The sequence below is a fragment of the Amycolatopsis sp. cg13 genome (assembly GCF_041346965.1).
Taxonomy (GTDB): domain Bacteria; phylum Actinomycetota; class Actinomycetes; order Mycobacteriales; family Pseudonocardiaceae; genus Amycolatopsis.
The window spans coordinates 4519166-4542852 of sequence record NZ_CP166848.1; the positions used below are offsets into that span (position 1 = coordinate 4519166).

Genomic DNA, 23687 nt, shown 5'->3' on the forward strand with positions numbered 1-23687 from the left:
GTCACGGGGATGGACTGGGCGGCTGGCCGAGGGCGATGATCTCCACGTGGTGTGCCAGGCCACGGGTCGTGTGCGAATGGCAGTCGCGTGTCTCCAGCTGCCGACATCGGCGGGGTCGACGACAGCGGCGAGGCGACTACGACCACGAATTCTTCGGGTGGCTGGCCGGGCACTACGTCTGCAGTCGCTGACACCGGTGGCCAAGGGCGGACCGCTGGGGCATGTCGGCGAGTGCCGATATCTGCGAGCCAGCGGAAGCAGGAGTTCTGGCGGCTGCGGATTTCGGCGAACAGTGGCGCGGTGTCTTCAACTGCCGACACGGCTCACGGCTGCAAAGCACTGCATCAGCCCCCGTCTGACTCCGTGCGAGAGCGAGTCGGAGTCAAGCAGACCAAGCCCGCCAGACGTCAGCTCCGCCTGGCGGGGAGATCCGGAGCAGTGGCCGTCTCCCCCGACGTGGTGCCGAGGCAGCAAGCCCCGGCACCACCGAATCCGGCCTCACCCCTGCGGACGGACGAACGGGAAAAGCACCGTCTGCCGAATGGACGTTCCGCTCAGCATCATCAGCAGCCGGTCCACCCCGAGCCCCAGCCCGCCGGTCGGCGGCATTCCGTGTTCCAGTGCCAGCAGGAAGTCCTCGTCCAGCTCCATCGCCTCGACATCGCCGCTCGCCGCGCGCAACGACTGTGCCTCCAAGCGGCGACGCTGCTCTAGCGGGTCGGTCAGCTCCGTGTACGCGGTCCCGACTTCCGAACCGAACGCGATCAGGTCCCAGCGTTCGGCCAGGAGCGGGTCCGTGCGGTGCTGGCGGGTCAGCGGGGAGACCTCGGTCGGGTAGTCCGTGTAGAAGGTCGGCAGGACCGTCGAACCCTCCACCAGGTGCTCGTGTGCCTTCAGCACCAGGTCGCCCGCGCTGGCTTCCTCCGGCACCGGGACTCCGGCGGCGGCGCACAGCTTCCGCAAAGTGGCGATGGGCGTGTGGGAGTCGATTTCCTCGCCTAGAGCGTCCGACACGGCCTTATGCACGGGGATCACCGGCCAGTCGCCGGAGATGTCGTGTTCGACGACGCGGCCGTTGGCGTCGGGGCGTCGCACGATCTGTGCGCCGTACGCGGCTTCGGCGGCGTGCTGGATCAGGTCGCGCATCAGGTGGCGCATGGCGTTGTAGTCCGCGTACGCCTGGTACGCCTCCAGCATCGTGAATTCCGGGTTGTGGGTCGCGTCCACGCCCTCGTTCCGGAAGTTCCGGTTCAGCTCGAAGACCCGCTCAACGCCGGCCACGCACAGGCGCTTCAGGTAAAGCTCCGGAGCGATCCGCAGATACATCCGCATGTCGTACGCGTTGATGTGCGTGACGAACGGCCGCGCGTTGGCGCCACCGTGGATGGTCTGCAGCATCGGGGTTTCGACTTCGAGGAAGTCGCCTTGGTGGAGGCGTTCGCGGACGGCACGGACGACCGTCGAGCGCAGGCGGAGCATGTTCGCGGAGTCAGGGTTGACCGCAAGGTCCAGGTAACGCTGGCGGACTCGCGTCTCCGGGTCGGTGAGGCCCTTTCGCTTGTCCGGCAACGGATGCAGGCACTTCGCGGTGACAGTCCACTCGTCCACGAGCACGGACAGCTCGCCCCGGCGGGACGTGATCACCTCGCCGCTCACGCCGACGTGGTCGCCCAGGTCTACGCCGGTTCGCCACCCGGTCAGGTCGAGGACCTTCGCGTCGAGCATCAGCTGCAGTTCGCCGGAGAAGTCCTTGATCCGCGCGAAACACAGGCCGCCGAGGGTGCGCAGGGCGAGCACTCGCCCGGCTACCCGGACGCGTTTTCCGGTGTGGGAATCGGGTTCCAGTCCGGAAAACGTGTGCACGATGTCGCCGAGGTGGTCTTCGCGGGAGAAGCCGACGGGGTACGGATCCACCCCGAGCTCCCGCAGTTTGTCCACTTTGGCCACTCGCACGCGCACCTGTTCCGGACGCCGCTTGGGCCGCGGCACGACCTGCGCCGCTTCCTCGTCGATGCGCCGGACCTGCGCGACGAAGTCCTCCCCCACGTTCTCCAGCCGCAGCGAACGCGCGCGTCCGGTGGGCACGAAGCCCTCCAGCGCGCCCGCGACGATGCCGACCCGCGGGAGCCGTCGCGCCGAGGAGTAGCAGAGGAACCGCGGTTCCCACTCCGGGCCGTACTTGGCGTTGGACCGGTACAGCGATTCCAGCTGGAAGAACCGCGACGCGAGGCCGAGCACCGCGCGCCACGCGCGCAGCACCGGCCCGGCGCCGATGCGCTCGCCTTCGGAGAACACCGCGCGGAACATCGCGAAGTTCAGCGAGATCCGCTGCGCGCCGACGTGCTGCGCGGCCGCGACGACCTCGGCGACCATGAACTCGTTGAGCCCGTTTTCGGCGTCCCGGTCACGGCGCATCAAGTCGAGCGAGAGGCCCCGTCGGCCCCACGGCACGAACGACAGCAGGCCGCGCAGTTCGCCGCGCGCGTCGTACGCCTCGACCATCACGCTGCGGCCGTCGCTCGGGTCGCCGAGACGGCCGAGCGCCATCGAGAAGCCGCGCTCGGTCTCGTCGACGCGCCACTGCTGCGCGCGTGCCAGCAGCTGCACCATCTCGTCTTCGGGGATCTCGCTGTGTCGACGGACCTGCGCGGTGTACCCGGCGCGCTGAATCCGCTTCACCGCCTGTCGCACGGACTTTCGCTCAGGCCCGGTAAGCGAGAACTCTCGGACGTCGAGGACCGCTTCGTCGCCGATCTGCAGCGCGCGCAGCCCTGCCGCGGCGTACACCTTCGCGCCCTTCTCGCTCGCGCCGAGCACGCCTGGCGTCCAGCCGTACGTACGCGCTTCGTGGAGCCACGCCTGCACCGCGTCCGGCCACGCGTCGGGGTCACCGATCGGGTCCGCGCTTGCGACTGTGGTGCCGGCGAGCACGCGGTACGTCACTGCGGCGCGGCCGTTGGGCGCGAACATGACGCTCTTGTCGCGACGCGTGGCGAAGTAACCGAGAGAGTCGTCTTCGCCGAACTCGCCCAGCAGACGGCGCAGCTGCAGTTCTTCGTCGTCTGTCCGAATGCGACGGCTGCGTACGCCACGGAAGAGCGTGTACAGCGCGGCAGTAGACACGAAGGTCGCGCCGAGGTCGAGGACGACGTCGATCCACGCCGGGCCTTCGCCGACGCCGATGCGGCGCAACTGCAAGTTCTCGCCGGTCGCGTGGTTGACCACCCAGGCGAACCGCTCCCACGCGTCGCCAAGGCTGCCCGGGAATACCTCGGTGAGTGCCCAGCCGCACACGATCACCGCGAGGAACCCGATGAACAGCACGGAAAGGCCGTTCCACCAGGCACCGGGGGCGAGCCGCGCGGGGAACGCGGGCCGCAGCGACAGCAGGAACACGATCAGCAGGACCGAGATGGCGTCGGCCACCGCGAGCGCGCCCACCTGCGTCGGGATGTGCCGCATCTGCCGGGCGGTGAGAGTCAGCAGGTCGGGAGCCCACAGCAGCAGCGCCTGCAGGACCAGCGTGGTGACCAGGCCCGCGACCTGGAACAGCACGAGCACGTACAGCGCGGCCTTCTTGCGCCTGCGCAGCGCCGCGCCGAGCACGACCAGCAGCAGCACGATCACCAGGCTCGAACTGGTCGGCACGCTCACCGCGCCGAACGCCATGTCGATGCCGTTCAGCAGGTGCCCGTGCCGTCCGCCGGCGAGCAGCAGCACGATCGAAAAGATCGCCGCGAGCTGCACGACAGTGGCCACGAGACCGCCGGCGCGCGCCTTCCAGCCAAGGCTGCGCGGGCGGGCGCTCACTGGGGTTCCCATTGGATCCTTTCCGTGCGGCTCCGCCGCTCCGTTGAGGGAGGTGGTGGGGCGGTAGCCGGGCTTTCTTGCGGCGCAGCCGCTCCGTCGAGGGAGGCGCCGGACTTTCTCACCACCGGGCGCATATCGGTCCGGTGCCTATCAAGACGTCACAGGAGGCAAAACGGTTGTCGCTACCCGGCCGTGTGAAGCTGGTCGCACGACCTTGGGGCCCTTCCGCGCGCGTGTCAGGCTGTGTCCGGTTCTGACTCCACGACCCGGGGACCTCCGCGAGGCCTCGAGGGAAGGACGGTCGACGACGATGTCTGCCCAGTCTGCCCAACCCGATGGCGCCGCCGGCGAGGTGGCCGCCCCTTACGGAACCGGACCCGCGAGCGGCGCCGGTCCGGCGAAGCCGCGAAAAGTCCGGATCCACCATCTGCGCGAGCTGAAGGACCGCGGCGAACCGTGGCCGATGCTCACCGCGTACGACATGTATACCGCCGAGCTTTTCGACGAAGCAGGCATCCCCGTGTTGCTGGTCGGCGACTCCGCGGCGAACAACGTGTTCGGTTACGATACGTCGCTCCCGGTCACGGTCGACGAGCTGCTCCCGCTGGTCCGCTCGGTCACCCGGGCGGCCAAACGCGCGCTCGTGGTGGCCGATCTGCCGTTCGGCTCCTACCAGCTGTCGCCGGAGCAGGCGCTGGCCACGTCCGTCCGGTTCATGAAGGAAGGCCGCGCGCACGCCGTCAAGCTTGAGGGCGGGCACCGGTTCGCGCCGCACGTCGAGGCGCTCACCTCGGCCGGGATCCCGGTCATGGGCCACATCGGCTTCACCCCGCAGAGCGAGCACAACCTCGGCGGCTACCGGGTGCAGGGGCGCGGCGAAGCGGCGGAGAAGCTGCTCGCCGACGCGCTGGCCCTGCAGGAAGCCGGCGCGTTCGCGGTCGTGATGGAGATGGTGCCCGCCGAGGCGGCCAAGCGCGTCACGCACGAGCTGCAGATCCCGACGGTCGGCATCGGAGCCGGTCCGGACTGCGACGCCCAGGTGCTGGTCTGGCAGGACATGGCCGGGCTGCGCCGCGGCAAGGCGCCGCGGTTCGTGAAGCGGTACGCCGATGTCGCCGGGGTGCTGCAGAGCGCCGCGACGGCGTTCGCCGAGGACGTCCGGCGCGGCGAGTTCCCCGCGCCTGAGCACGCGTTCCACTGAGCTGCTGCCTCGTGAGTGCTGTTCGCGGTTAGAACCGTGATCAGCACTCACGAGCGGCGGAACCGTTCGGCGAGTTCCGGATCGTTTTCCCACCACAATCCCTTCGCCGGTGCTTCGCCTGCCGCTGCCTCCTCGTCCAGTTTCCGGTCGAGCCGTTTCGCCCGTTTTTCGTCGTCGCGGGCCCACCTGATGAAGAGCGCGCCGACGAACGGCAGCCCGGCGACGTCTCCGCCGATCCACAGCACGCCGGCACCGATGATCTGGTCCGTGCGCCGGTCCGGTCCCCAGTCGCGGTGCACCGCGTCGTAGTGCGCGGGCGCGAGCAGCGGGCCAAGCCACAGCACGAGGCCGAGCGCGCCGTCGAAGACCACTTCGGTGAACGAGATCCACACGGACACCAGGTGCGAGCCGTTGCGCGGCGTCGGGTCGAGCTGCACGCGGCTGTAGAAGTACAGGAAGCCGGCCAGCACGAGCGCCACGCGCACGAGGCCGCCGACGACCGCTGAGTCGAGCGAAAGCTCGTACAGCGGCGTGAGGTAGATGAGCAGGAACGGCGCGATCAGCACCACGGTGACGCACAGCGGGAACGTGATGAACTGCGCGAAGCGGCCACGGCCGTGCGTACGCAGCCACGCGGCGACCCTGGGCGGCACAGTGCGCATCAGGAGCGTCACTGGCGCGCCTAACGCGAGCAGCAGCGGCGTGACCATCAGCAGGACGGTGTTCTGCGTCGCGCGGACCCAGAACAGCGTCGTGTCGTACACGCCCAGGAACGAGCATGTGACGAGGATGAGCGTGGCCAGCCCGGAGAGGAACGCTGTGGTCCGGCCCGCTGACCACTCCTGACGGCGTGCCGCCACGACGTAGCCGACGCCGAGCGCGAGCGCGACGACCACGGCCGGGACGTCCAAGGTCCAGGCCGTGAACAACGTCGATCCGCTCAGCGGCGGCAGGTCAGGCACGCTTTCGATGCGTTCAGTGTGCACCCGGCGAAATTGCGCCCTACGCCGCCCCTGACACCGCGAAGAAGATCAGACTGCCGATTCCGGCGACCGCGCAGTAGATGGCGAAGGGGGTCAAGGTGCGCGTTTCAAAGTATTTCGTCAGAAAACGGACAGAAATGTAGGACGCCACGAACGCCACCACACTGCCGACCAGAGCCGGGCCGAGCGACGGCTTGTTCTCCGGCGTGAACAGCGACGGCATCTTCAACGCGCCCGCGGCGAGGATCACCGGCGTCGCCAGCAGCCAGGCAAACCGGGCGGCGTCCTCGTGGTCGAGACCGCGGCGCAGACCGGCCACCATGGTGATGCCGGAGCGGCTGATCCCGGGCAGCAGAGCCAAAATCTGCGCCGAACCGATGAGCACGGCTTCCTTCACGCTCAGCTTCGACAGCCGGACGTCGGTCGCCTCGTCGACAGTCACCGCGCGCATCACCATCGTCTCTTCGGCACTGAAGTCGATGGTCTCTTCCTCGCGCGAGACCGCCGCCTTGGGCTTCCGGGAGAACTTCTCCGCGGCGTAGAGCACCCCGCCGTTGAGCGCGAGGAAGATCGCCGACGGCACCGGCTTGCCGAGCACGTCGCGCAGCAGGCTTTCCAGCAGCAGCCCGGCGATCCCGACCGGGATCGTCGCGAGGATGAGCAGCCATGCGAGCCGCTGATCGGCCGTGCGGACCTCGCGGCGGCGGATCGATGTCCACAGGCCGGTGACGATGCGCACCCAGTCGCGGCGGAAGAAGAGGATCAGCGCGATCGCGGTGGCGACGTGCATCGCCACCAGCACCGCGAGATACGGCGAGTCCTTCCCGATGCTCAGGTCGCGGCCCCAGCTTCCGCCGACGAGCGCCGGCAACAGGACGCTGTGTCCGAGACTGGACACCGGAAACAATTCCGACACGCCTTGCAAAGCGCCGACGACAATGGACTCGAGGTAGCTGACCGCGGACATTCACGGGCCTTTCTCGCCGCAGTTCGGGCATTCCGCGGAAAAGCTACCGAGGACCGGGTTAACTCCGAGCAAGCCGGGCGGGAACAGTCGCAGGCGACACTTTCCGGCCATCCTTTGTTCATTTTGTTCACATCCATGAACATCAATCATGTACTTGACCAGTGTTCTCTCGATGTCATAGCGTGAGCGCACGCCGCATCCGAAGTCATCGAGCCTCGACGAGGAGGGTTGGAATGCGTGTCCGCGATCGGGTTCTGGCAGCAACTGCCGGAGCCGCAGCACTGCTCGCACTCGCCACACCCGCGGCGTCCGCCGGGACCGTCCCGGTCAAGAACTCCGCCGAGCTGAAGACGGCGCTGGCCTCGGCCAAGCCGGGCACCACGATCCAGCTGGCCGCGAACACCACCTACACCGGCAATTTCAAGGCCGCCGCCAACGGCACCGACTCCGGCCGGATCACCCTGACCGGCCCGCGCAGCGCGGTCGTGCAGGCGTCCGGCGGCCGCACCATCGAACTGACCGGCAGCTACTGGACGCTCTCCGGCTTCACCGTCACCGGCGGCCAGAAAGGCGTGATGGCGCTCGGCGTCAACCACACGCTGGTGGACGGGCTCAAGGTGACCGGCATCGGCAACGAGGGCATCCACTTCCAGCACGGCAGCAGCGACAACGTCGTGCAGAACTCCGAAATCTCCGACACCGGCAAGGAAAACGGCGGGTTCGGCGAAGGCATCTACTTCGGTTCGGCCACCAGCAACTGGCCGAACGGGCAGCCCGACCACAGCGACCGCAACAAGGCGATCGGCAACAAGATCGGGCCCAACGTGCGCGCGGAGTCGATCGACGTCAAGGAAGGCACCACCGGCGGCGAACTGCGCGGCAACACCTTCGACGGCACCGGCCAGAGCGGCGAGAACTACGCCGACAGCTGGGTCGACGTGAAGGGCAACGGATACCTGGTCACCGGCAACAAGGGCAGCAAGGTCTTCGTGCACGACGCGACCTACGGGTCGTTCGAGGTCCACGTGCAGGTCGACGGCTGGGGCCAGAACAACACCTTCTCGGACAACACCGCGGACGTGCAGGCGCCCTCGGCCTACGGTTTCTACGTGGTCAAGGCGGCCACCGGGAACAAGGTCTGCGCCAGCAACAAGGTGACCAACGCCGGGAAGGGCTTCGCGAACGTAGCCGCGACACCAGGCTGCTGACCGCGATCACAGACGGGGGCCCGCTCAGCCCGGCGGCGGGGGCGGGCCCCCACCCTCCTTTCGGGGAGCCGGAAGCCTTCGGGAAGAGTGTCCGGCATGGACGAGCTTTACCCGCCGATCCCGGTGCGCGCCGACGGAATGCTGGACGTCGGCGACGGGCACCGGATCTACTGCCAGGAAGCCGGGAACCCGCAGGGGAAACCGGTGGTGGTGCTGCACGGCGGGCCGGGAAGCGGCGTCTCCCCGATGACCCGGCGGCACTTCGATCCCGAGGCCTACCGGATCATCCTGTTCGACCAGCGCGGCGCGGGTCGCAGCACGCCCAACGCGGGCGACGACGACTTGTCGGCGAACACGTTGTGGCACTTGGTGTCCGACATGGAGTTGCTGCGCGAACGGCTGAACATCGAGCGGTGGCAGCTGTTCGGCGGGTCGTGGGGTTCGACGCTTGCGCTGGCTTACGCGGAAACCCATCCGTCGCGGGTGTCCGAGATGGTGTTGCGCGGGATTTTCACTGTGCGGCAGCGGGAACTGGATTGGCTTTACCGTGGCGGTGCGGCGAATCTCTTCCCAGTGGAGTGGGACGCTTTCCTGGAGCCGCTGGACAACACGGAAGACCCGCTCGCCGGGTATGCCGAGCTGCTGCACTCCCCTGATCCCGCGGTCCGCGAGCGGGCCGCGATCGCTTGGAGCGTCTGGGAAGGCGCGACAGTGGCGTTGCTGCCGCAGAAGTCCTTTGTGGAGCAATACGCGAATCCGCGGTTCGCACTGGCGTTCGCTCGCCTCGCGGTGCACTACTTCCAGCACGGCGCGTGGCTGGAAGAGGGCCAGTTGATCCGGGATGCCGGGAACCTCGCCGGGATCCCCGGAGTCTTGGTACAAGGACGTTACGACGCGGTGTGCCCGCCGATCACGGCGCACCAGTTGCATCGGGCTTGGCCTGGGTCCGAGTTGAAGCTGGTCGAGAGTGCCGGGCACGCGGTCAGCGATCCCGGCGTGATTCCCGCGCTGCGCGAGGCGACGGACCGGTTTCGGTAGCCAGGCCGGCGCGGATCAGGTCGGCGACCTCCTCCGGCGCTTCGAAGTGCACATCGTGTCCGGTGTCCGTCTCCCGCAAGGAAAGCAGCGGAGTGTCCGCGGCCGCGGCATCGAGCAGTTCGCCGAATTCCTTGCGGTACTGGGCGAACGCGACACCGACGTCCTCGGGGAGCATCATCTCGGCGTCCGGCCGCATCGAGGAGACGACCACCAACGGGCACCGCGTGGCCCGGTAAGTCGCGATCAGGTCGAGTTCGTCGAACGCCGCGATCAGCGCGCCCAGATCAGGATCCTCGGACAGCCGGACCTGTTCGTCGACGAAGCCGCGCAGTATCGGGCCGGTGGGATTCGTGTGCCCGTCGAGGTTGACCGCGAGCGGGCATTCGGGATGCTCGGCGGCCCACAGCGCCGCCAGCATGCCGCCGAGCGAGTGTCCGACCACCGCGGGCCGGTCGAGGCCGAAGTGCCGGACGACGTCGGCGAGATCAGCCAACGCTGTCCGCCAGTTCCAGGGACCCGGCCGGAAGGTGTACGCGACGATCCGGAACTCGGGCAGGAGCGGGACTAGGTGGTCCCAGTCGTGCCTTGTCCGGCCCCCGCCACCGTGCAGCAGGACGACCGGCGCGCCAGTGCCGCCATGATCACGCAGATCCATGGCGGCACTGTGCAAGCTGTCTGCCCGTTGTGGCAATCGGATTAGATCCGGCCGCCGCTGGAGCTGTCGCCGCCGGAAAGCCGCTGTGCCAGGTAAACCGGCACCGTCGACACGATGATCAGCACCGCCGCCACCACGTTGACCACCGGGGCCTGGTTCGGGCGGAACAGGTTGTTGTAGATCCAGATCGGCAGCGTTTCCATGCCCGTGCCGAGCGTGAACGTCGTCACGATGATCTCGTCGAACGACAACGCGAACGCCAGCAAACCGCCTGCCAGCAAAGCGGATCGCAGCATCGGGAAGGTCACCAGGCGGAACGTCGTCATGCCGTCCGCGCCGAGGTCCATCGACGCTTCTTCCAGGTTCCCGCCCATCCGGCGCAACCGGGCGACCACGTTGTTGAACACCACCACGATGCAGAACGTGGCGTGCGCGACGATCGCCGTCATCAGGCCGAGGTCAAGACCGAAGATCGTCCGGAACGCGTTGTTCAGCGCGATACCGGTGACGATGCCGGGCAGCGCGATCGGCAGGATCACCAGCAGCGACAACGAGTTGCGCCCGAAGAACCGGTACTTCTGCAACGCGAACGCGGCCATCGTGCCGAGCACCAACGCGATCGCGGTCGCCGAAAGCCCGGCGATGACGCTGGTCCACAAGGCGTGCAGGGCACCCTCGTTGGTGATCGCCCGGCCCCACCATTCGAGAGTGAAGCTCTTGGGCGGCCAGCCGAACGTGGTGTCGGCGTTGACCGAGTTCAGCAGGACCACCAGCAGCGGGAAATAGATCACCGCGAATCCGGCGCCGAGTGCGGTCCACAGCAGCACCCGGGCGGGTTTCGACATCCGCACGGCGGTCTCCTAGAGGTTGTCCAGCGCACCGGTGCGACGCACCGCGGCCAGGTAGACGAGCATGATCACGACCGGAACCGTCGCGACGGTCGCGGCGAACGGCAGGTTGTTGGCCGCGCCGATGTTGTCGTACACGACGTTTCCGAGCATCTGCGAAGTGCCGCCGACGATCTTCACCGCGATGTAGTCGCCGAGCGACAGCGAGAAGGTGAAGATCGAACCGGCGACGATCGCCGGGAACGTCAGCGGCAGGATCACCGAACGGAACGTGCGGAACGATTTCGCGCCGAGGTCGCCGGAAGCGTCCACCAGGGACGTCGGAAGCTTTTCCAGGCCCGCGTAGATCGGCAGGATCATGTACGGCAGCCAGAGGTAGGACAGCGTGATCACGGTCGCGGTGACGCCGTAACCCGGGCCGGAAAGGCCGAGCGGGTTCAGCAGCCAGTTCAGCACTCCGTTGCCGGACAACAGGGTCCGCCACGCGTACGCCTTCACGAGGTAGCTCGCCCACAGCGGCGTCATCACCATGATCACCAGCAAGCGCTGCGCCCGCGGCGACGCGAGCTTGGCCATGGCGAAGGCCATCGGGAACGCGATCACCGCGTCGATCACGGTCACCAGCAACGCGATGCCGACGGTGCGGAACGTGATCGTGCGATAAACGGAATCACTGAAAAGAGTGACGAAGTTGTCGAAGGACCAGTCGGTGACCACCTTGCCGGTGAAGACGTCGGTGGACCAGAAGGCCGTGATGAAGAGGGCGGCGAGCGCGCCGAGGTAGGCCAGGCCGAGCCAGAGCATCGGCGCGGTGAGGAGAAGTCCGAGGCGCAGCTTGGGTTTGCGGTGGAAGAAAGCCGAGATGCGGTGACTCGGCGGGCTCACGGCGGTCATGTCTTAGCGCTTTCGGGTGCGGAAGGGAGAAAAGCCGGGGGCTGCGGGAACATTGGGGAGGGCCCGCAACCCCCGGCGGACTCACGGATGCCGGCGCGGTGGGAACCGGCATCCGCGAGAGCCGGCTCAGCCCTTGATCTCGGTCCAGGCCCGGGTCCAGTCGCCGTAGTCCTTGCACTTGACGTCCGTGCGGCCGTCGAGGCACTGCGGGATCGGCGTGGTCCAGTACTGGATCTTGGCGGCGTACGCGGCGTCGTTGGCGTGGTAGGTGTCGCACAGCGACTTGTCCTTGAACTCCGCACAGGCCTTGGAGTTCGCCGGGGCCTCACCGAAGTATTCGGCGACCTGGGCGTTCACCTTGGGGCTCGTGATGTAGTCCATCCACTTGTACGCACACGTCTTGTGCTGCGACTTCGCGGACACCATCCAGGTGTCCGACCAGCCGGTCGCACCTTCGCTCGGCACCGTGGCCGCGATCGGCGCGCCCTCGCTCTTCGCGAGGTTCACCGTCACCTGCCAGGCCGTGCCGATCACGCCGTCGCCGCTCTTGAGCGACTGCGTTTCCTTGAGGTAGTCCGACCAGTACTCCTCGACCAGCGGGCGCTGCTTCTTCAGCAGGTCCGTGGCCGCCTTGAACTGCTTGTCGTCCAAGGCATACGGGTTCTTGATGCCCAGGTCAGGCTGGTGCGCCATCAGGTACAGCGCGGCGTCGGCGATGTAGATCGGCGAGTCGTACGCGATGACCTTGCCCTTGAACTGCGACTTCTCGTCGAACATCGGCGACCACGACTTCGGCTCCGGCTGCACCTTGTCGGTGCGGTAGGCCAGGACGTTCGCGCCCCAGCCGTGCGGGATGCCGTAGGCGACGTTGTTGACGCTGTTCCACGACTTGTTCTTGAGGAACGGGTAAATGTCGTTGTAGTTCGGGACGAGCGCGGTGTTGACCGGCTCGACGTCGCCCGAGGCGACCAGGCGCAGCGAGGCGTCGCCGGACGCCGAAACCACGTCGTACTGCCCGGTCTTCATCAGCGTCACGGCCTCGTCCGAGGTGCCGAACGGCTTGACGTTGACCTTGCATCCGGTCTGCTGCTCGAACGGCGTGACCCAGTTGACCTTCGCGTCGTTCGAGCCGTTTTCCGCGTAACCGGGCCACGCGAGCACGTTCAGCTGGCCTTCCGGCTGGCCGAGCTGCGTCAGCGCGTTCAGCTTCGGCGGCGTGAAGCCCTGTGCGCCCGGCGCCGACCCCGCTTTGGAGTCGGAGCCCGAGGTGCCGCAGGCAGCGAGCAGGAGGCTCACGCCGCACAGCCCTGCGAGCAGCGTCTTCCTGTTCTTCATAGCGAGAGAAACCTTCCCGTGAGGAACTAGCCGGCTTCGGGGACCCGGAAACTGTGTTCGCGGCGCCAGCGCAGGCGGACGCGACCGTCGGCGAACTCGGTCGGCTCGCTGGTGTTCTGGCGGACAACGGACAATTGGCCCCCGGCATCGAGCGCGACAGCGTAGCGCACCGTCGAACCGGCATAAACGACATCCGTGACCGAACCGGTCGCAGAAGTCTCTCCGGGACCGGCCGGAGACGCAAGGTCTCCGTCGATGCGGATCTTCTCCGGCCGGATGCTGTAGACGCCCGGCCTGCCGATCACCGCCTCGGCGCTACGGCCGCTGAGCAGGTTCGACGTGCCGACAAACCCTGCTACGAAAGCACTTGCCGGGCGTTCGTAAATCTCGACCGGAGTACCGACCTGTTCGATGCGGCCCGCGTTGAACACGGCGATCCGGTCGCTCATGGTGAGCGCCTCGTCCTGGTCGTGGGTGACGAAGACGAAGGTGATGCCGACCTCGCGCTGGATCTGCTTGAGCTCGACCTGCATGGTTTGGCGCAGCTTCAGGTCAAGTGCGCCAAGGGGTTCATCCAAAAGCAACACTTTCGGGTGATTTACGAGAGCGCGGGCGAGCGCGACGCGCTGTCGCTGTCCACCGGACATCTGCGACGGCTTGCGGTCGCCGAAGTCCTCCAGCCGCACCGTGCGGAGCGCTTCCTTCGCCCGGTCCCGGCGTTCGGCTTTCCCGACCCGCTTGACTTTCAGCCCGTACTCCACGTTCTGCTGCACCGTCATGTGCGGGAAGAGCGCGTAGTCCTGGAAAACCGTGTTGACGTCGCGGTCGAACGGAGCCAGTTGGCTCACGTCCTTGCCTTCGAGTTCGATCGTGCCCGCGGTGGGCAGTTCGAATCCGGCGATCATCCGCAGCACGGTGGTCTTGCCGGAACCGGACGGGCCGAGCATCGAGAAGAACTCGCCGGGCGGGATGTCGAGGTCGACCCCGTCCACGGCACGCACCTTGTCGAAGTGCTTTTCCAGTCCGGTGAGCCGGATCGCCGGCTGCGCGGACTGCGGACGCCTTCCCGGCGGCCGGGTCTCGGCGGGGGCTTGATGGGGCATGACGGGCCTTCCCATGGATCTGGTCACGACGGCTACAGCGCACTCATCACGTGCTTGACGCGGGTGTAGTCCTCGAGGCCGTACAGCGAGAGGTCCTTGCCGTAGCCGGACCGCTTGAACCCGCCGTGCGGCATCTCGGCCACGAGCGGAATGTGCGTGTTGATCCACACGCAGCCGAAGTCGAGTTTCGCCGAGAACTTCATGGCGCGCTGGTGGTCCTTGGTCCACACCGAGGAAGCGAGGCCGTAGGGAACCCCGTTGGCGTGCTTGAGCGCTTCGTCGTCCTCAGTGAACCGCTGGACGGTGATGACCGGGCCGAAGACCTCGTTCTGGATGATCTCGTCGTCCTGCTTGACGCCGGAAACCACGGTGGCCTCGTAGAAATAGCCCTCTTCGCCGGAACGCCGTCCTCCACAGTGGACAGTCGCGTGTTCCGGGAGCCGTTCGATGAAACCGGAGACTTTTTCCAGCTGTGCCTCGTTGTTGAGCGGGCCGAAGGCGACGTCGTCGTCCGTGCCGGTCTTGTTCGCCTCGGCCTGGCGGGTGAGCGCGTTGACGAAGGTGTCGTGCACGTCGTCGTGCACCAGCACGCGCGTGGCGGCCGTGCAGTCCTGGCCCGCGTTGAAATACCCGGCCGCGGCAATGGCTTCGGCGGCGGCTTCGAGATCCGCGTCCGGGAACACGATCACCGGGGCCTTGCCGCCCAGTTCGAGGTGCACGCGCTTGACGTCGTGCGCCGCCGAACCGGCGACCTCGATGCCCGCCCGCACCGAGCCGGTGATCGACACCATCGCCGGAATGTCGTGCTCTACCAACGCACGTCCGGTGTCGCGGTCGCCGCAGATCACGTTGAACACGCCCGCGGGCAGGTGCTCGCCGCAGATCTCGGCGAGCAGCAGCGTGGAAGCGGGCGTGGTGTCGGACGGCTTGAGCACGATGGTGTTGCCCGCGGCGAGCGCCGGCGCGATCTTCCAGATCGCCATCATCAGCGGGTAGTTCCAGGGCGTCACCTGCGCGCAGACACCGACCGGCTCGCGGCGGATGAACGACGTGTGGCCTTCCATGTACTCGCCGGCCGACCGGCCTTCGAGCACGCGCGCGGCACCGGCGAAGAAGCGCACCTGGTCGATGACCGCGGGCAGCTCCTCCTCCATGGTCAGCGCGAACGGCTTGCCGGTGTCCTGCGCTTCGACGCGGATGATCTCCTCGCCGCGCGTCTCGAGCGCGTCGGCGATCTTCAGCAGTGCGAGCTGCCGCTGCGCGGGGGTGGTCTCGCGCCAGCTTTCGAACGCTTCCGCCGCGACCTTCAGCGCGCGGTCCACGTCCTCGGCGCCGGCCACCGGCGCGGTGCAGTACGCACGGCCGGTAACCGGGTCGACGATTTCCGCGACCTTTCCGGACAGCGAGTCGACGTAGGTCCCGCCGACGTAGTGCTTCAACTCCTGCACGCGTGCGCCTCCTGACTCTCCGTGGCAGGATGAAACATATAACTCCATATTTCAAATGACAAGGCCCTGGGGCAGGATTGGCTCCAACGGATGCCGAGACGGGTGGACCAACGATGCGCAAGGAGATGTCGAACAGCGCACGACTGGCGATGTTCGCCCCGCTGGAACAGGTGGGGCGCGCGGAGGCGGTCGCGGCGCGGCTCTTCGACGCCATCACGCTCGGTCTCCTCGACGACGCCGAACAGTTGCCGAGCGAGGCCGAACTCGCCGCGCAGTTCCGGGTCTCCACGGTCACCGTGCGCGAGGCACTCGCGGTGCTGCGGCAGCAGGGCCTTGTCGAAACGCGGCGCGGACGCGGCGGCGGCAGTTTCGTGCGCACCCCGGACTGGCCCGCGCAGAGTTCGTGGGCCGAACGCCTGCGATTGGTCTCAATGGCTGAACTTCGCGACTTCGGCGACCACTACCTCGCCGTCGCGGGTTCGGCCGCGAAACTCGCCGCCGAACGCAGCACCCCCGAAGATCTCGAACGGCTGCGGCTCACCGCGGAAGACCTCCTCGGCGCGAGCGGCCCCGACGCGACCCGCGCGGAGCGGCACTTCCACCTCGAAGTCGCCGCCGCCGCACAGTCCCCGCGGCTCACCAACCAGGAAGTTCAGCTGCAGAGCGAACACGGCGTATTGCTCTGGGCGCCCCTCGGCGACAAGGAAACCTGCCGTGGGTCTTACGCTGAGCACCAGGCGATCGTCACCGCGATCGCCTCGGCCGACGGCGATCGGGCGCGCGCCTTGACCGAAGAACACCTTCTCGGCGCGCTTGATCGGCTCGCAGATCTGCACCTGACCCTCGAAACGCCGTAAGCTCCGATGACCCGCATCACGAGGTGAGCATCGTGACCGACACCCACACGCTGACCGGCGAAGAGGTAGTGACCCAGGTTTCCGCCCTCGTCGAGGAGATTTTCGCGCGCCTGAAACCAGTTCTGGCCGCCGCCGAAACGCTGCTCGGCGAAAGCGCCGACCTGTCCGCCGAAGCGCTGCACACGATCCGGCCGCAGGTCATCGAGGCGCTCGGCGGCCTCGTGGTCGGCGCGGGCTTCGTGAGCGCGCCGAATGTCTTGGCTGATCAGGAACTCGGCTTCGAGTGGTGGACCTCGTGCCGCACCGACGACGGCGCGCCGGAACAGCTGTTCATCAGCCTCGATCCGGAGAGCCCTAATTTCCTTGACTACACGCGGCAATCGTGGTTCACCGTCCCGCGCGACAGCGGGCGGCGGCACGTCAACGGGCCGTACGTGGACTATCTCTGCACGGACGAATACACGCTGACCTTCACCGTGCCTGTCACGCGCGGTGAGGAATTCGCCGGAGTCGTTGGTGCGGACGTGTATGTGCGCGAGTTCGAGCGCACGGTGAGTCGCCGGCTTCGCGCGCTCGGCCGGACCGCCGCGTTGCTCAACGCGCAGGGCCGGGTGATCGTGTCGAACAGCGTGCGGAAGGCGACCGGGTCGCTGGTGCGCGAGATCGACGTGCCTGCCTGGTGGGCATCCGGCGCGGAACCGTATACGGCACCGGGCGGGATGACGTTGCGGCGGTGCGGGGATTCGCCGATCACGCTGCTGGTCACGACCTGACCTGCAGGGCGAACCACAGTTCAGCGCGGACGCCTGGTGAGTCGAGGTCCCGGCCCAGCAGTTCGGCCGCTTTGGTGACCCGGTTGCGCAAGGTGTGCCGGTGCACGCCGAGCTTCGTCGCGGCGAGGTCCCAGTGGCCGTGGTGTTCGAGCCAGCAGCGCAGGGACAGCTCCAGGTCGCCGCGGCCGGTACGGTCGAACTCCCGCACCGGCGCGAGGAGCTGGTCGGAAAACGCTTGCGCGGCTTGGTGATCGACCAGGCCGAGCAGCCCGGCCCCGGCGTGGTCGGCGTATCGCAGCATCGGCACGCGCTGGGTCCGTGCCGCCTCGGCCGCTTCTTCCGCCTGCCTCAGCGCGGTCGGGAATTCCGTCGCCGCGGATAGTCCACTGTGGAATTCTCCGGTCTCGGCGACGATCGCGCGCACCTCGTCGTTCTCCGCCAGCACGATCAGCTTGTCCCCGCGATGCGCGGCGAACACCTGTCCGGCAAGGGTTTCCAGGCGTTCGTACAGCGTGTTCCGCGCCGCCTTGCTCCCCTTTACGGCCAGCACCGTCCACGGTTCCGCTGGAAGATCCGGTACGACCTCGCGGGCCAGCTCGTTGTGCCCGGCCGCGAGCAGCTCCAGCACCCCGGTGTGCAGTTGGGAGAGTGCAAGCCGCTGTGCTCGATCCTGTTCCAGGGCAAGGGAAAGCAGCGAGACCGCCGTGTTGACGATGTGCTGTCCGGTGCTGTCCAACGGTTCCGCGGTACCGACCGCCAGCGCACCCCGCGTGTGCAGAGTCTGGATGACGACCTCGTCGTCGCCATGGGACACCACGCGCGTGCCTGCGCGAAGGCCGGTGACGTCCAGCTCGGCACTGCGCGCCTTGGCCGAGGACGCCTCGCGCACGCGTCCGGCGGAGTCGTACAGCACAGCCCAACCGTCGATGAGTCGCGCGAGCCGCCGCACCACTCCCCCGGCGCCACTGCGCCCGACGGCGGTCCTCGTCAGCTCCTGTTGGGCGCGGCCGATTCGCACGGTCGCGGCGTACTCGTCAGCGGCGACCGACCGGGACACCGCGCGCGTGATCGCGATGAACGGCGTCTTCCGCGGCACCTCCAGCACCGGCAACCCGACCTCGTCGGCGACCGCGACCAACGCGTCCGGCACCTTCGCGTGGCTCAGGCCGACGCCGAAGCCGAGCCCGGCGACATTCGCGTCAACGAGCCGTCGGATGTACGCCGCGTAGGTCGCGCTGTAGAGCGTCAGGCCGGTCGTGAGCAGCAGTTCCCCGCCTTCGAGGAAGCTCTGCGGGTCGGTCAGCTCGGTGGGGTGCACCCAGCCGATCGGGCGGTCCAGCCCGGCCTCGCCCGCGACCACGCGCAGGCCGAGCGCGGGTTCGGCGGCGAGGGCGCGCAGGGTGAGTGCCATAACGGCCAAGTGTAGCCGCCGAATTGGACAGAACGGCCAGCTGACTGCGGGCGGCGCAGGCCCCATCCTGAGGGGCGAACCACTCAAAGCTCGTGAGTGCCTATCGCGGTTCTAACCGGGATCAGCACTCACGACCCGCGACGTAGGAGCGCCGTGACCACCAGCACCGCCGCCGAGCCGCAGGCTCCGGCACCCCGGCAGCGCAGGCTGCAGACCGAGATCCCCGGGCCCGTCTCCCGCGCGCTGCAGGAGCGCCGCGCGAACGCGGTCGCCGCCGGGGTCGCGTCCACGCTGCCCGCCTACATCACCTCCGCCAGCGGCGGCCTGCTCACCGACGCCGACGGCAACGTGCTGATCGACTTCGGTTCCGGGATCGCGGTGACGAGCGTCGGGCACTCCGCGCCCGAGGTGGTCGACCGGGTGCGCGAGCAGGCTTCCTTGTTCACCCACACCTGCTTCATGGTGACCCCGTACGAGGGTTACGTGGAGGTCTGCGAAGCGCTGGCCGAGCTGACGCCGGGCGACCACGCGAAGAAGTCGGTGCTGTTCAACTCCGGTGCCGAAGCCGTCGAGAACGCGGTGAAGATCGCTCGCACCGCCACCGGCCGCCAGGCCGTCGTGGTGTTCGACCACGCCTACCACGGCCGCACTAACCTGACCATGGGCATGACCGCGAAATCGGTGCCCTACAAGCACGGTTTCGGCCCGTTCGCGCCCGAGGTGTACCGCGTGCCGGGCTCGTACCCGTACCGCGACGGGCTGGCCGGCCCGGAGGCCGCGCGGCAGGCGATCGACCGGATCGAGAAGCAGATCGGCGGCGACCAGGTCGCCGCCGTCGTGCTCGAACCGATCCAGGGCGAGGGCGGATTCATCGAACCGGCTCCCGGCTTCCTGCCCGCGATTTCCGCGTGGTGCAAGGCGAACGGCGTCGTGTTCGTCGCCGACGAGGTGCAGACCGGCTTCTGCCGCACCGGCAACTGGTTCGCCTCGGAGCACGAGGACGTCGTCCCCGACCTGGTGTGCACGGCCAAGGGCATCGCCGGCGGTCTGCCGCTCGCCGCGGTGACCGGGCGCGCGGAGCTGCTCGACGCGGTCGGCCCGGGCGGGCTCGGCGGCACTTACGGCGGCAACCCGATCGCCTGCGCCGCCGCGCTGGGCGCGATCGAGACCATGCGGGGCGACGGCCTGACCGGTTCCGCGAAGCGCATCGAAGAACTGGTGCTACCGCGACTTCGGGCGCTGGCCACGGAAACCGGCGTGATCGGCGACGTCCGCGGGCGTGGCGCGATGCTGGCTGCCGAGTTCGTCAAGCCGGGCACGAACGAGCCGGACGCCGACCTCACGAAGCGCATCGCCGCCGCCTGTCACGCGCAGGGCGTCGTGGTGCTGACCTGCGGCACCTACGGCAACATCGTCCGGCTGCTTCCCCCGCTGTCCCTGTCCAACGAGTTGCTCGACGAAGGCCTCGCCGTTCTCGAGTACGCAATCGCCGCGGAGGCTCGCAAGTGACTTTCCCGTTCTGGGTGGCCGGAAAGCCGGTAACCAGCAGCGAAACGACCGTCGTCCGGCATTCCTTCGACGGTTCCGAAGCCGGTTCGCACTACCTGCCCGGACCGTCCGATGTGGAGACCGCGGTCCAGGCCGCGGCGGACGTCGCCGACGAGTACGCGACGCTGCCCGCGCACGTCCGCGCGGGCGCGCTGGACCACATCTCGCGGCGGCTTTCCGAGCGGGCGGAGGAGATCGCGCAGCTGATCACCGCCGAATCGGGCAAGCCGCTGAAGTGGTCGCGCGGCGAGATCGGCCGTGCGGTGTCGACGTTCCGCTGGGCGTCCGAAGAGGCCCGCCGGTTCTCCGGCGACCTGCAGCGCCTCGACACCGACCCCGGCGGCACCGGACGGCTCGCGCTCGTCCGGCGCGTGCCTCGCGGTCCGGTGCTGGGCATCACGCCGTTCAACTTCCCGCTGAACCTGGTGGCGCACAAGGTCGCCCCAGCGATCGCGGTCGGTGCGCCGATCGTGCTCAAGCCCGCCCCGGCCACGCCGCTGACCGCGCTGCTGCTCGGCGAAATCCTTGCCGAGACCGATCTTCCGGCGGGCAGCTGGTCGATTCTGCCGCTGGGCAACGAAGCGACCGCCGAACTGGTCAAGGACCCGCGGCTGCCGGTCGTGTCGTTCACCGGTTCGGTGCCGGTCGGCTGGGCCATCCGCGACAGCGTGCCGCGCAAGCACGTCGCGCTGGAGCTCGGCGGCAACGGCGCGGTTCTTGTCTGTCCGGATTGGACTGACCTGGACTTCGCCGCGCAGCGGATCGCGACGTTCGCCATGTACCAGGCCGGACAGTCGTGCATCTCGGTGCAGCGGGTGTACGCGCACACCGACGTCTACGACGAGCTGCAGGCGAAGGTTCTCGAGCAGGTTGCCGCGCTGCGCACCGGAAACCCGCGCGAAGACGGCGTCGACGTCGGCCCGCTGGTCAACGAGGCGGCCGCTTCGCGGGTCGAATCCTGGGTCACCGACGCGGTGGTCGCCGGTGCCAAACTGCTGGCCGGTGGTGGCCGCAAGGGCGCGACGGTGGAGCCGACCGTGCTCGCCGAAGCTCCCGAGGACGCATCGGTGATGGCGGACGAGGTGTTCGGTCCGGTGGTCTCGCTGGTTCGCGTGTCCTCTGTGGACGATGGTGTCGAGCGGATCAACGCGTCCCGCTTCGGTTTGCAGACCGGCGTTTTCACCCGCGACCTGCCGACGGCGTTCGACGTGTCCGCGCGGCTCAAGGTGGGCGGTGTGCTGGTCGGCGACGTGCCGAGCTTCCGCGCCGACCAGATGCCGTACGGCGGGGTGAAGGACTCCGGCGTCGGCCGGGAAGGCCCGGCCGCGGCGATGGCGGACTTCACCGAGGAGCGCGTGACTGTCCTTACTGGACTGACTCTCTGAGCGCCGCGTAGGCGTCCACGAGGGACGGTCCGTACCACGTGAGGTAGCGCCCGGAAATCAGCACCGGGCGCATCTCCGGGAAGAAGCCGGGGCCGTCGTCCTGGGTGAATTCGTACGGCTCGTCGGGCAGTACGACCAGGTCGGCCCCGGTCTTCTGGAGTTCTTCCAGCGACGGCCGGGGATAGCGCTCGGAGTGTCCTGAGTAGACGTTCTCGATCCCGACGCGGCGCAGCACGTCGCCGGCGAAGGTGTCGCGCCCCAGCACGATCCACGGCTTGCGCCACACCGGAATCACCGCCCGATACCGCACCGGCTCCACCTCGCGCCACAGCTCGTCCGCGGTGTCGAGCCATTCCGGTTCGTCAATGCCGTAGACCTGGCCGAAAATCCGCCGCAACGAGCCCAGCGCGGCAGGCACGGACTCCGCCGCGGCCATGACGAACACCGGAATCCCGTTGGCGCGCAGGGTTTCCACGTCCTCCGGCCGGTTCTCCTCGGAATTCGCCAGCACCAGATCCGGCTTGAGCGCCAGCACCCGGTCGAGCTTCGGATACTTCGACCCGCCGACCCGTTCCACGTCCAGCTCGGGCGGATGCGTGCAGTAATCCGTCGCCCCGATCAGCCGCCCGGGCGCGCTGACCTCCACTGCCTCGGTCAGCGACGGCACCAGCGACACCACCCGCTGCGGCGGCCCCTCGATCGGCACCGGCTCGCCGAGATCATCGACCAGTTCCGCGTTCCTCATACCCGTTCGAACGACACCTTCCGCTGCTCGACGTCCACTTCGGTCAGCCGCACCGCGATCCGCTCGCCCTCCGGGAACTTCTCGCCGGAGCACTTCGCCATCACCGGCGGATTCTCGACCAGGATCTCCGCGCGCGTCTCCTCCGCACGCAGCACCACTGCGGTGAACTCGTGACCTACATGCTCAGCGAGTACCCACGCCTCGACCTGATCTATGCACGCCCGCTCCACCCGCGCGGCGAGACTGTCCGAAGCGGACATCTGCGCCGGTACTTCAGACAACGCCTCGCGGACCCAATCCGGCACGTCGCGTCCCGCCGTCACCGCCAGGCACACCTCGGTGCCGAATCGGTCAACCAGCCGGCGAATCGGCGCCGTGACATGCGCGTAGGCCCCGCCGATCCCGGCATGCGTCGTAACCGCAGGCAATTCCCCGGCGAAGGCCGTGTAACCCGCGCCCCGCAAGAGTCTGGTGGTGTCCGCGTACAACGCCATCGACGCGGGCTGCCCAGGGTCCAAAGTGGACAGAAACTCGGACACCGTCAGCTCGACCGGCCAAGCCAACCCGGTTGCCGCCGCGGACCGGCGCAGCCATTCCACCGCGTCCGGCTCCGGAGAAGGCAGCGTCCGCAGCACGCCGATCCCGGCGTCGATCATGATCCGCGCCGCCGCCATCCCGGTGAGCAAGGAGATCTCGGCGTTCCACGCGTCGACGACCGTCCGCGGCCGGCGCGCGAGAATCCAGCCGCCGTCGATGTCGCCGCTGATTTCCTGCTCCGGCAACTGCAACTCGACCGCGCCGCGCTGCACCGCGAGACTGCGCCGCAACCGGCCCAACTCCGGCAACGCCGCCACCGACGGATGCGGCCGCCCGGCATCGAGCGACGACTGGACCCCTTCGTAGTCAAGCTGCTCGGTCGAACGCACCAACGCCCGCCGAACCCGGGTCGCGACGATTTCCCCGGCCTCGTCGACGTCGATGGTCCACAGCACCGCGGGCCGGATCTCGCCCGGCAGCAGACTGGCCGCGCCCTCGGACAGCACCGGCGGATGCAGCGGAACGTTGCCGTCCGGGAGGTACAACGTCTGCCCGCGCCGCCGCGCCTCGTGATCCAGCGCCCCGCCCGGCGGCACGAACGCCGCCAGGTCCGCGATCGCGTACTGCACCCGGAACCCGCTGCGGCGCCGTTCGATCACCATCGCCTGGTCGAGGTCCTTGGACCCGGGCGGATCGATCGTGACGAACGGCAGGTCAGTGGCGTCCTCGCGGCCGCCCGCCGACGCGAGCGGATCGAGCACCGCCGTTTCGGCCTCCGCGAGCACCGCGGGCCCGAACGACTCCGGCAGCGCGAACTCCGCCCGGAGACGACCGAAGTCCCCTCCCGACGCTGGCGTCCTCAGCACGAGTGGCGGCACGGTCCAACACTATCCCGCCGAACCGCCGATGATCGCCCGTTCGGGCGCGGGCCGGTCGGGTGT

Annotated in this window: 19 protein-coding genes; 7 read left to right on the forward strand and 12 right to left on the reverse strand. The window is 68.3% G+C overall.

Annotation, left to right across the window (positions count from 1 at the left end; all coding sequences use genetic code 11):
• Positions 1-498 precede the first annotated feature (498 nt).
• Positions 499-3822: a bifunctional lysylphosphatidylglycerol synthetase/lysine--tRNA ligase LysX gene (gene lysX, locus AB5I40_RS20650; RefSeq protein ID WP_370940167.1), complete on the reverse strand. Its 3324-nt coding sequence runs from the start codon at positions 3820-3822 to the stop codon at positions 499-501.
• 298 nt (positions 3823-4120) lie between these two features.
• Here lysX and panB point away from each other — a divergent pair, with 298 nt between their 5' ends.
• Complete coding sequence (gene panB / locus AB5I40_RS20655; RefSeq protein ID WP_370940168.1) at positions 4121-5011, forward strand: 3-methyl-2-oxobutanoate hydroxymethyltransferase; 891 nt, start codon at positions 4121-4123, stop codon at positions 5009-5011.
• A gap of 47 nt (positions 5012-5058) precedes the next feature.
• On the opposite strand, the gene AB5I40_RS20660 is transcribed toward panB, so the two are convergent.
• Complete coding sequence (locus AB5I40_RS20660; RefSeq protein WP_370940169.1) at positions 5059-5997, reverse strand: cytochrome c oxidase assembly protein; 939 nt, start codon at positions 5995-5997, stop codon at positions 5059-5061.
• A 16-nt stretch (positions 5998-6013) separates the two neighbouring features.
• The gene (locus tag AB5I40_RS20665) at positions 6014-6961 is read right to left on the reverse strand and encodes an undecaprenyl-diphosphate phosphatase (RefSeq protein ID WP_370940170.1); all 948 of its coding nucleotides are present in this window, start codon (positions 6959-6961) and stop codon (positions 6014-6016) included.
• A 233-nt stretch (positions 6962-7194) separates the two neighbouring features.
• On the opposite strand from AB5I40_RS20665, the gene AB5I40_RS20670 reads away from it, so the two are divergent.
• Together AB5I40_RS20670 and pip are read left to right on the forward strand one after the other, a co-directional pair.
• A complete protein-coding gene (locus AB5I40_RS20670; protein WP_370940171.1) occupies positions 7195-8169 on the forward strand; it encodes a hypothetical protein in 975 nt (324 codons plus the stop codon).
• A gap of 96 nt (positions 8170-8265) precedes the next feature.
• Positions 8266-9207 carry a prolyl aminopeptidase gene (gene pip / locus AB5I40_RS20675; protein ID WP_370940172.1) on the forward strand — a complete coding sequence of 314 codons (942 nt, stop codon included), beginning with the start codon at positions 8266-8268 and terminating at the stop codon, positions 9205-9207.
• Here pip and AB5I40_RS20680 read toward each other — a convergent pair.
• From AB5I40_RS20680 to AB5I40_RS20705, 6 genes are all read right to left on the reverse strand, one after another.
• On the reverse strand, positions 9152-9862 hold the full coding sequence (locus tag AB5I40_RS20680; RefSeq protein WP_370940173.1) for an alpha/beta fold hydrolase: 711 nt from the start codon (positions 9860-9862) through the stop codon (positions 9152-9154). The genes pip and AB5I40_RS20680 overlap by 56 nt on opposite strands.
• A 41-nt stretch (positions 9863-9903) precedes the next feature.
• Entirely contained in the window at positions 9904-10707 is an 804-nt protein-coding gene (locus AB5I40_RS20685) for an ABC transporter permease (RefSeq protein ID WP_370940174.1), read from the reverse strand.
• A gap of 15 nt (positions 10708-10722) precedes the next feature.
• A complete protein-coding gene (locus AB5I40_RS20690) occupies positions 10723-11604 on the reverse strand; it encodes an ABC transporter permease (protein ID WP_370940175.1) in 882 nt (293 codons plus the stop codon).
• 126 nt (positions 11605-11730) lie between these two features.
• Positions 11731-12939 (reverse strand): ABC transporter substrate-binding protein, encoded by a 1209-nt coding sequence (locus AB5I40_RS20695; RefSeq protein ID WP_344288425.1) that lies wholly within the window; start codon positions 12937-12939, stop codon positions 11731-11733.
• A 26-nt stretch (positions 12940-12965) separates the two neighbouring features.
• Positions 12966-14042 (reverse strand): ABC transporter ATP-binding protein, encoded by a 1077-nt coding sequence (locus tag AB5I40_RS20700; protein WP_370940176.1) that lies wholly within the window; start codon positions 14040-14042, stop codon positions 12966-12968.
• 32 nt (positions 14043-14074) lie between these two features.
• Positions 14075-15490 carry a gamma-aminobutyraldehyde dehydrogenase gene (locus AB5I40_RS20705; protein ID WP_370940177.1) on the reverse strand — a complete coding sequence of 472 codons (1416 nt, stop codon included), beginning with the start codon at positions 15488-15490 and terminating at the stop codon, positions 14075-14077.
• Between the two features lie 113 nt (positions 15491-15603).
• Here AB5I40_RS20705 and AB5I40_RS20710 point away from each other — a divergent pair, with 113 nt between their 5' ends.
• Positions 15604-16347, forward strand: a complete 744-nt coding sequence (locus AB5I40_RS20710; protein ID WP_344288431.1) for an FCD domain-containing protein — start codon at positions 15604-15606, stop codon at positions 16345-16347.
• Between the two features lie 32 nt (positions 16348-16379).
• Positions 16380-17120: a cache domain-containing protein gene (locus AB5I40_RS20715; RefSeq protein WP_370940178.1), complete on the forward strand. Its 741-nt coding sequence runs from the start codon at positions 16380-16382 to the stop codon at positions 17118-17120.
• Here the strand turns inward: AB5I40_RS20715 and AB5I40_RS20720 are convergent.
• On the reverse strand, positions 17110-18531 hold the full coding sequence (locus AB5I40_RS20720; protein ID WP_370940179.1) for a PucR family transcriptional regulator: 1422 nt from the start codon (positions 18529-18531) through the stop codon (positions 17110-17112). The genes AB5I40_RS20715 and AB5I40_RS20720 overlap by 11 nt on opposite strands.
• A gap of 153 nt (positions 18532-18684) precedes the next feature.
• On the opposite strand from AB5I40_RS20720, the gene gabT reads away from it, so the two are divergent.
• Together gabT and AB5I40_RS20730 are read left to right on the forward strand one after the other, a co-directional pair.
• Positions 18685-20040 carry a 4-aminobutyrate--2-oxoglutarate transaminase gene (gene gabT / locus AB5I40_RS20725; RefSeq protein ID WP_370940180.1) on the forward strand — a complete coding sequence of 452 codons (1356 nt, stop codon included), beginning with the start codon at positions 18685-18687 and terminating at the stop codon, positions 20038-20040.
• Positions 20037-21464 (forward strand): aldehyde dehydrogenase family protein, encoded by a 1428-nt coding sequence (locus AB5I40_RS20730; RefSeq protein WP_370940181.1) that lies wholly within the window; start codon positions 20037-20039, stop codon positions 21462-21464. The genes gabT and AB5I40_RS20730 overlap by 4 nt, the downstream gene beginning before the upstream one ends.
• On the opposite strand, the gene AB5I40_RS20735 is transcribed toward AB5I40_RS20730, so the two are convergent.
• Both AB5I40_RS20735 and AB5I40_RS20740 read right to left on the reverse strand, forming a co-directional pair.
• Positions 21445-22209: a helical backbone metal receptor gene (locus tag AB5I40_RS20735; RefSeq protein ID WP_370940182.1), complete on the reverse strand. Its 765-nt coding sequence runs from the start codon at positions 22207-22209 to the stop codon at positions 21445-21447. The two genes, AB5I40_RS20730 and AB5I40_RS20735, sit on opposite strands and share 20 nt — an antisense overlap.
• Positions 22206-23624 carry an RNB domain-containing ribonuclease gene (locus AB5I40_RS20740; protein ID WP_370940183.1) on the reverse strand — a complete coding sequence of 473 codons (1419 nt, stop codon included), beginning with the start codon at positions 23622-23624 and terminating at the stop codon, positions 22206-22208. The genes AB5I40_RS20735 and AB5I40_RS20740 overlap by 4 nt, the downstream gene beginning before the upstream one ends.
• Positions 23625-23687: the final 63 nt, after the last annotated feature.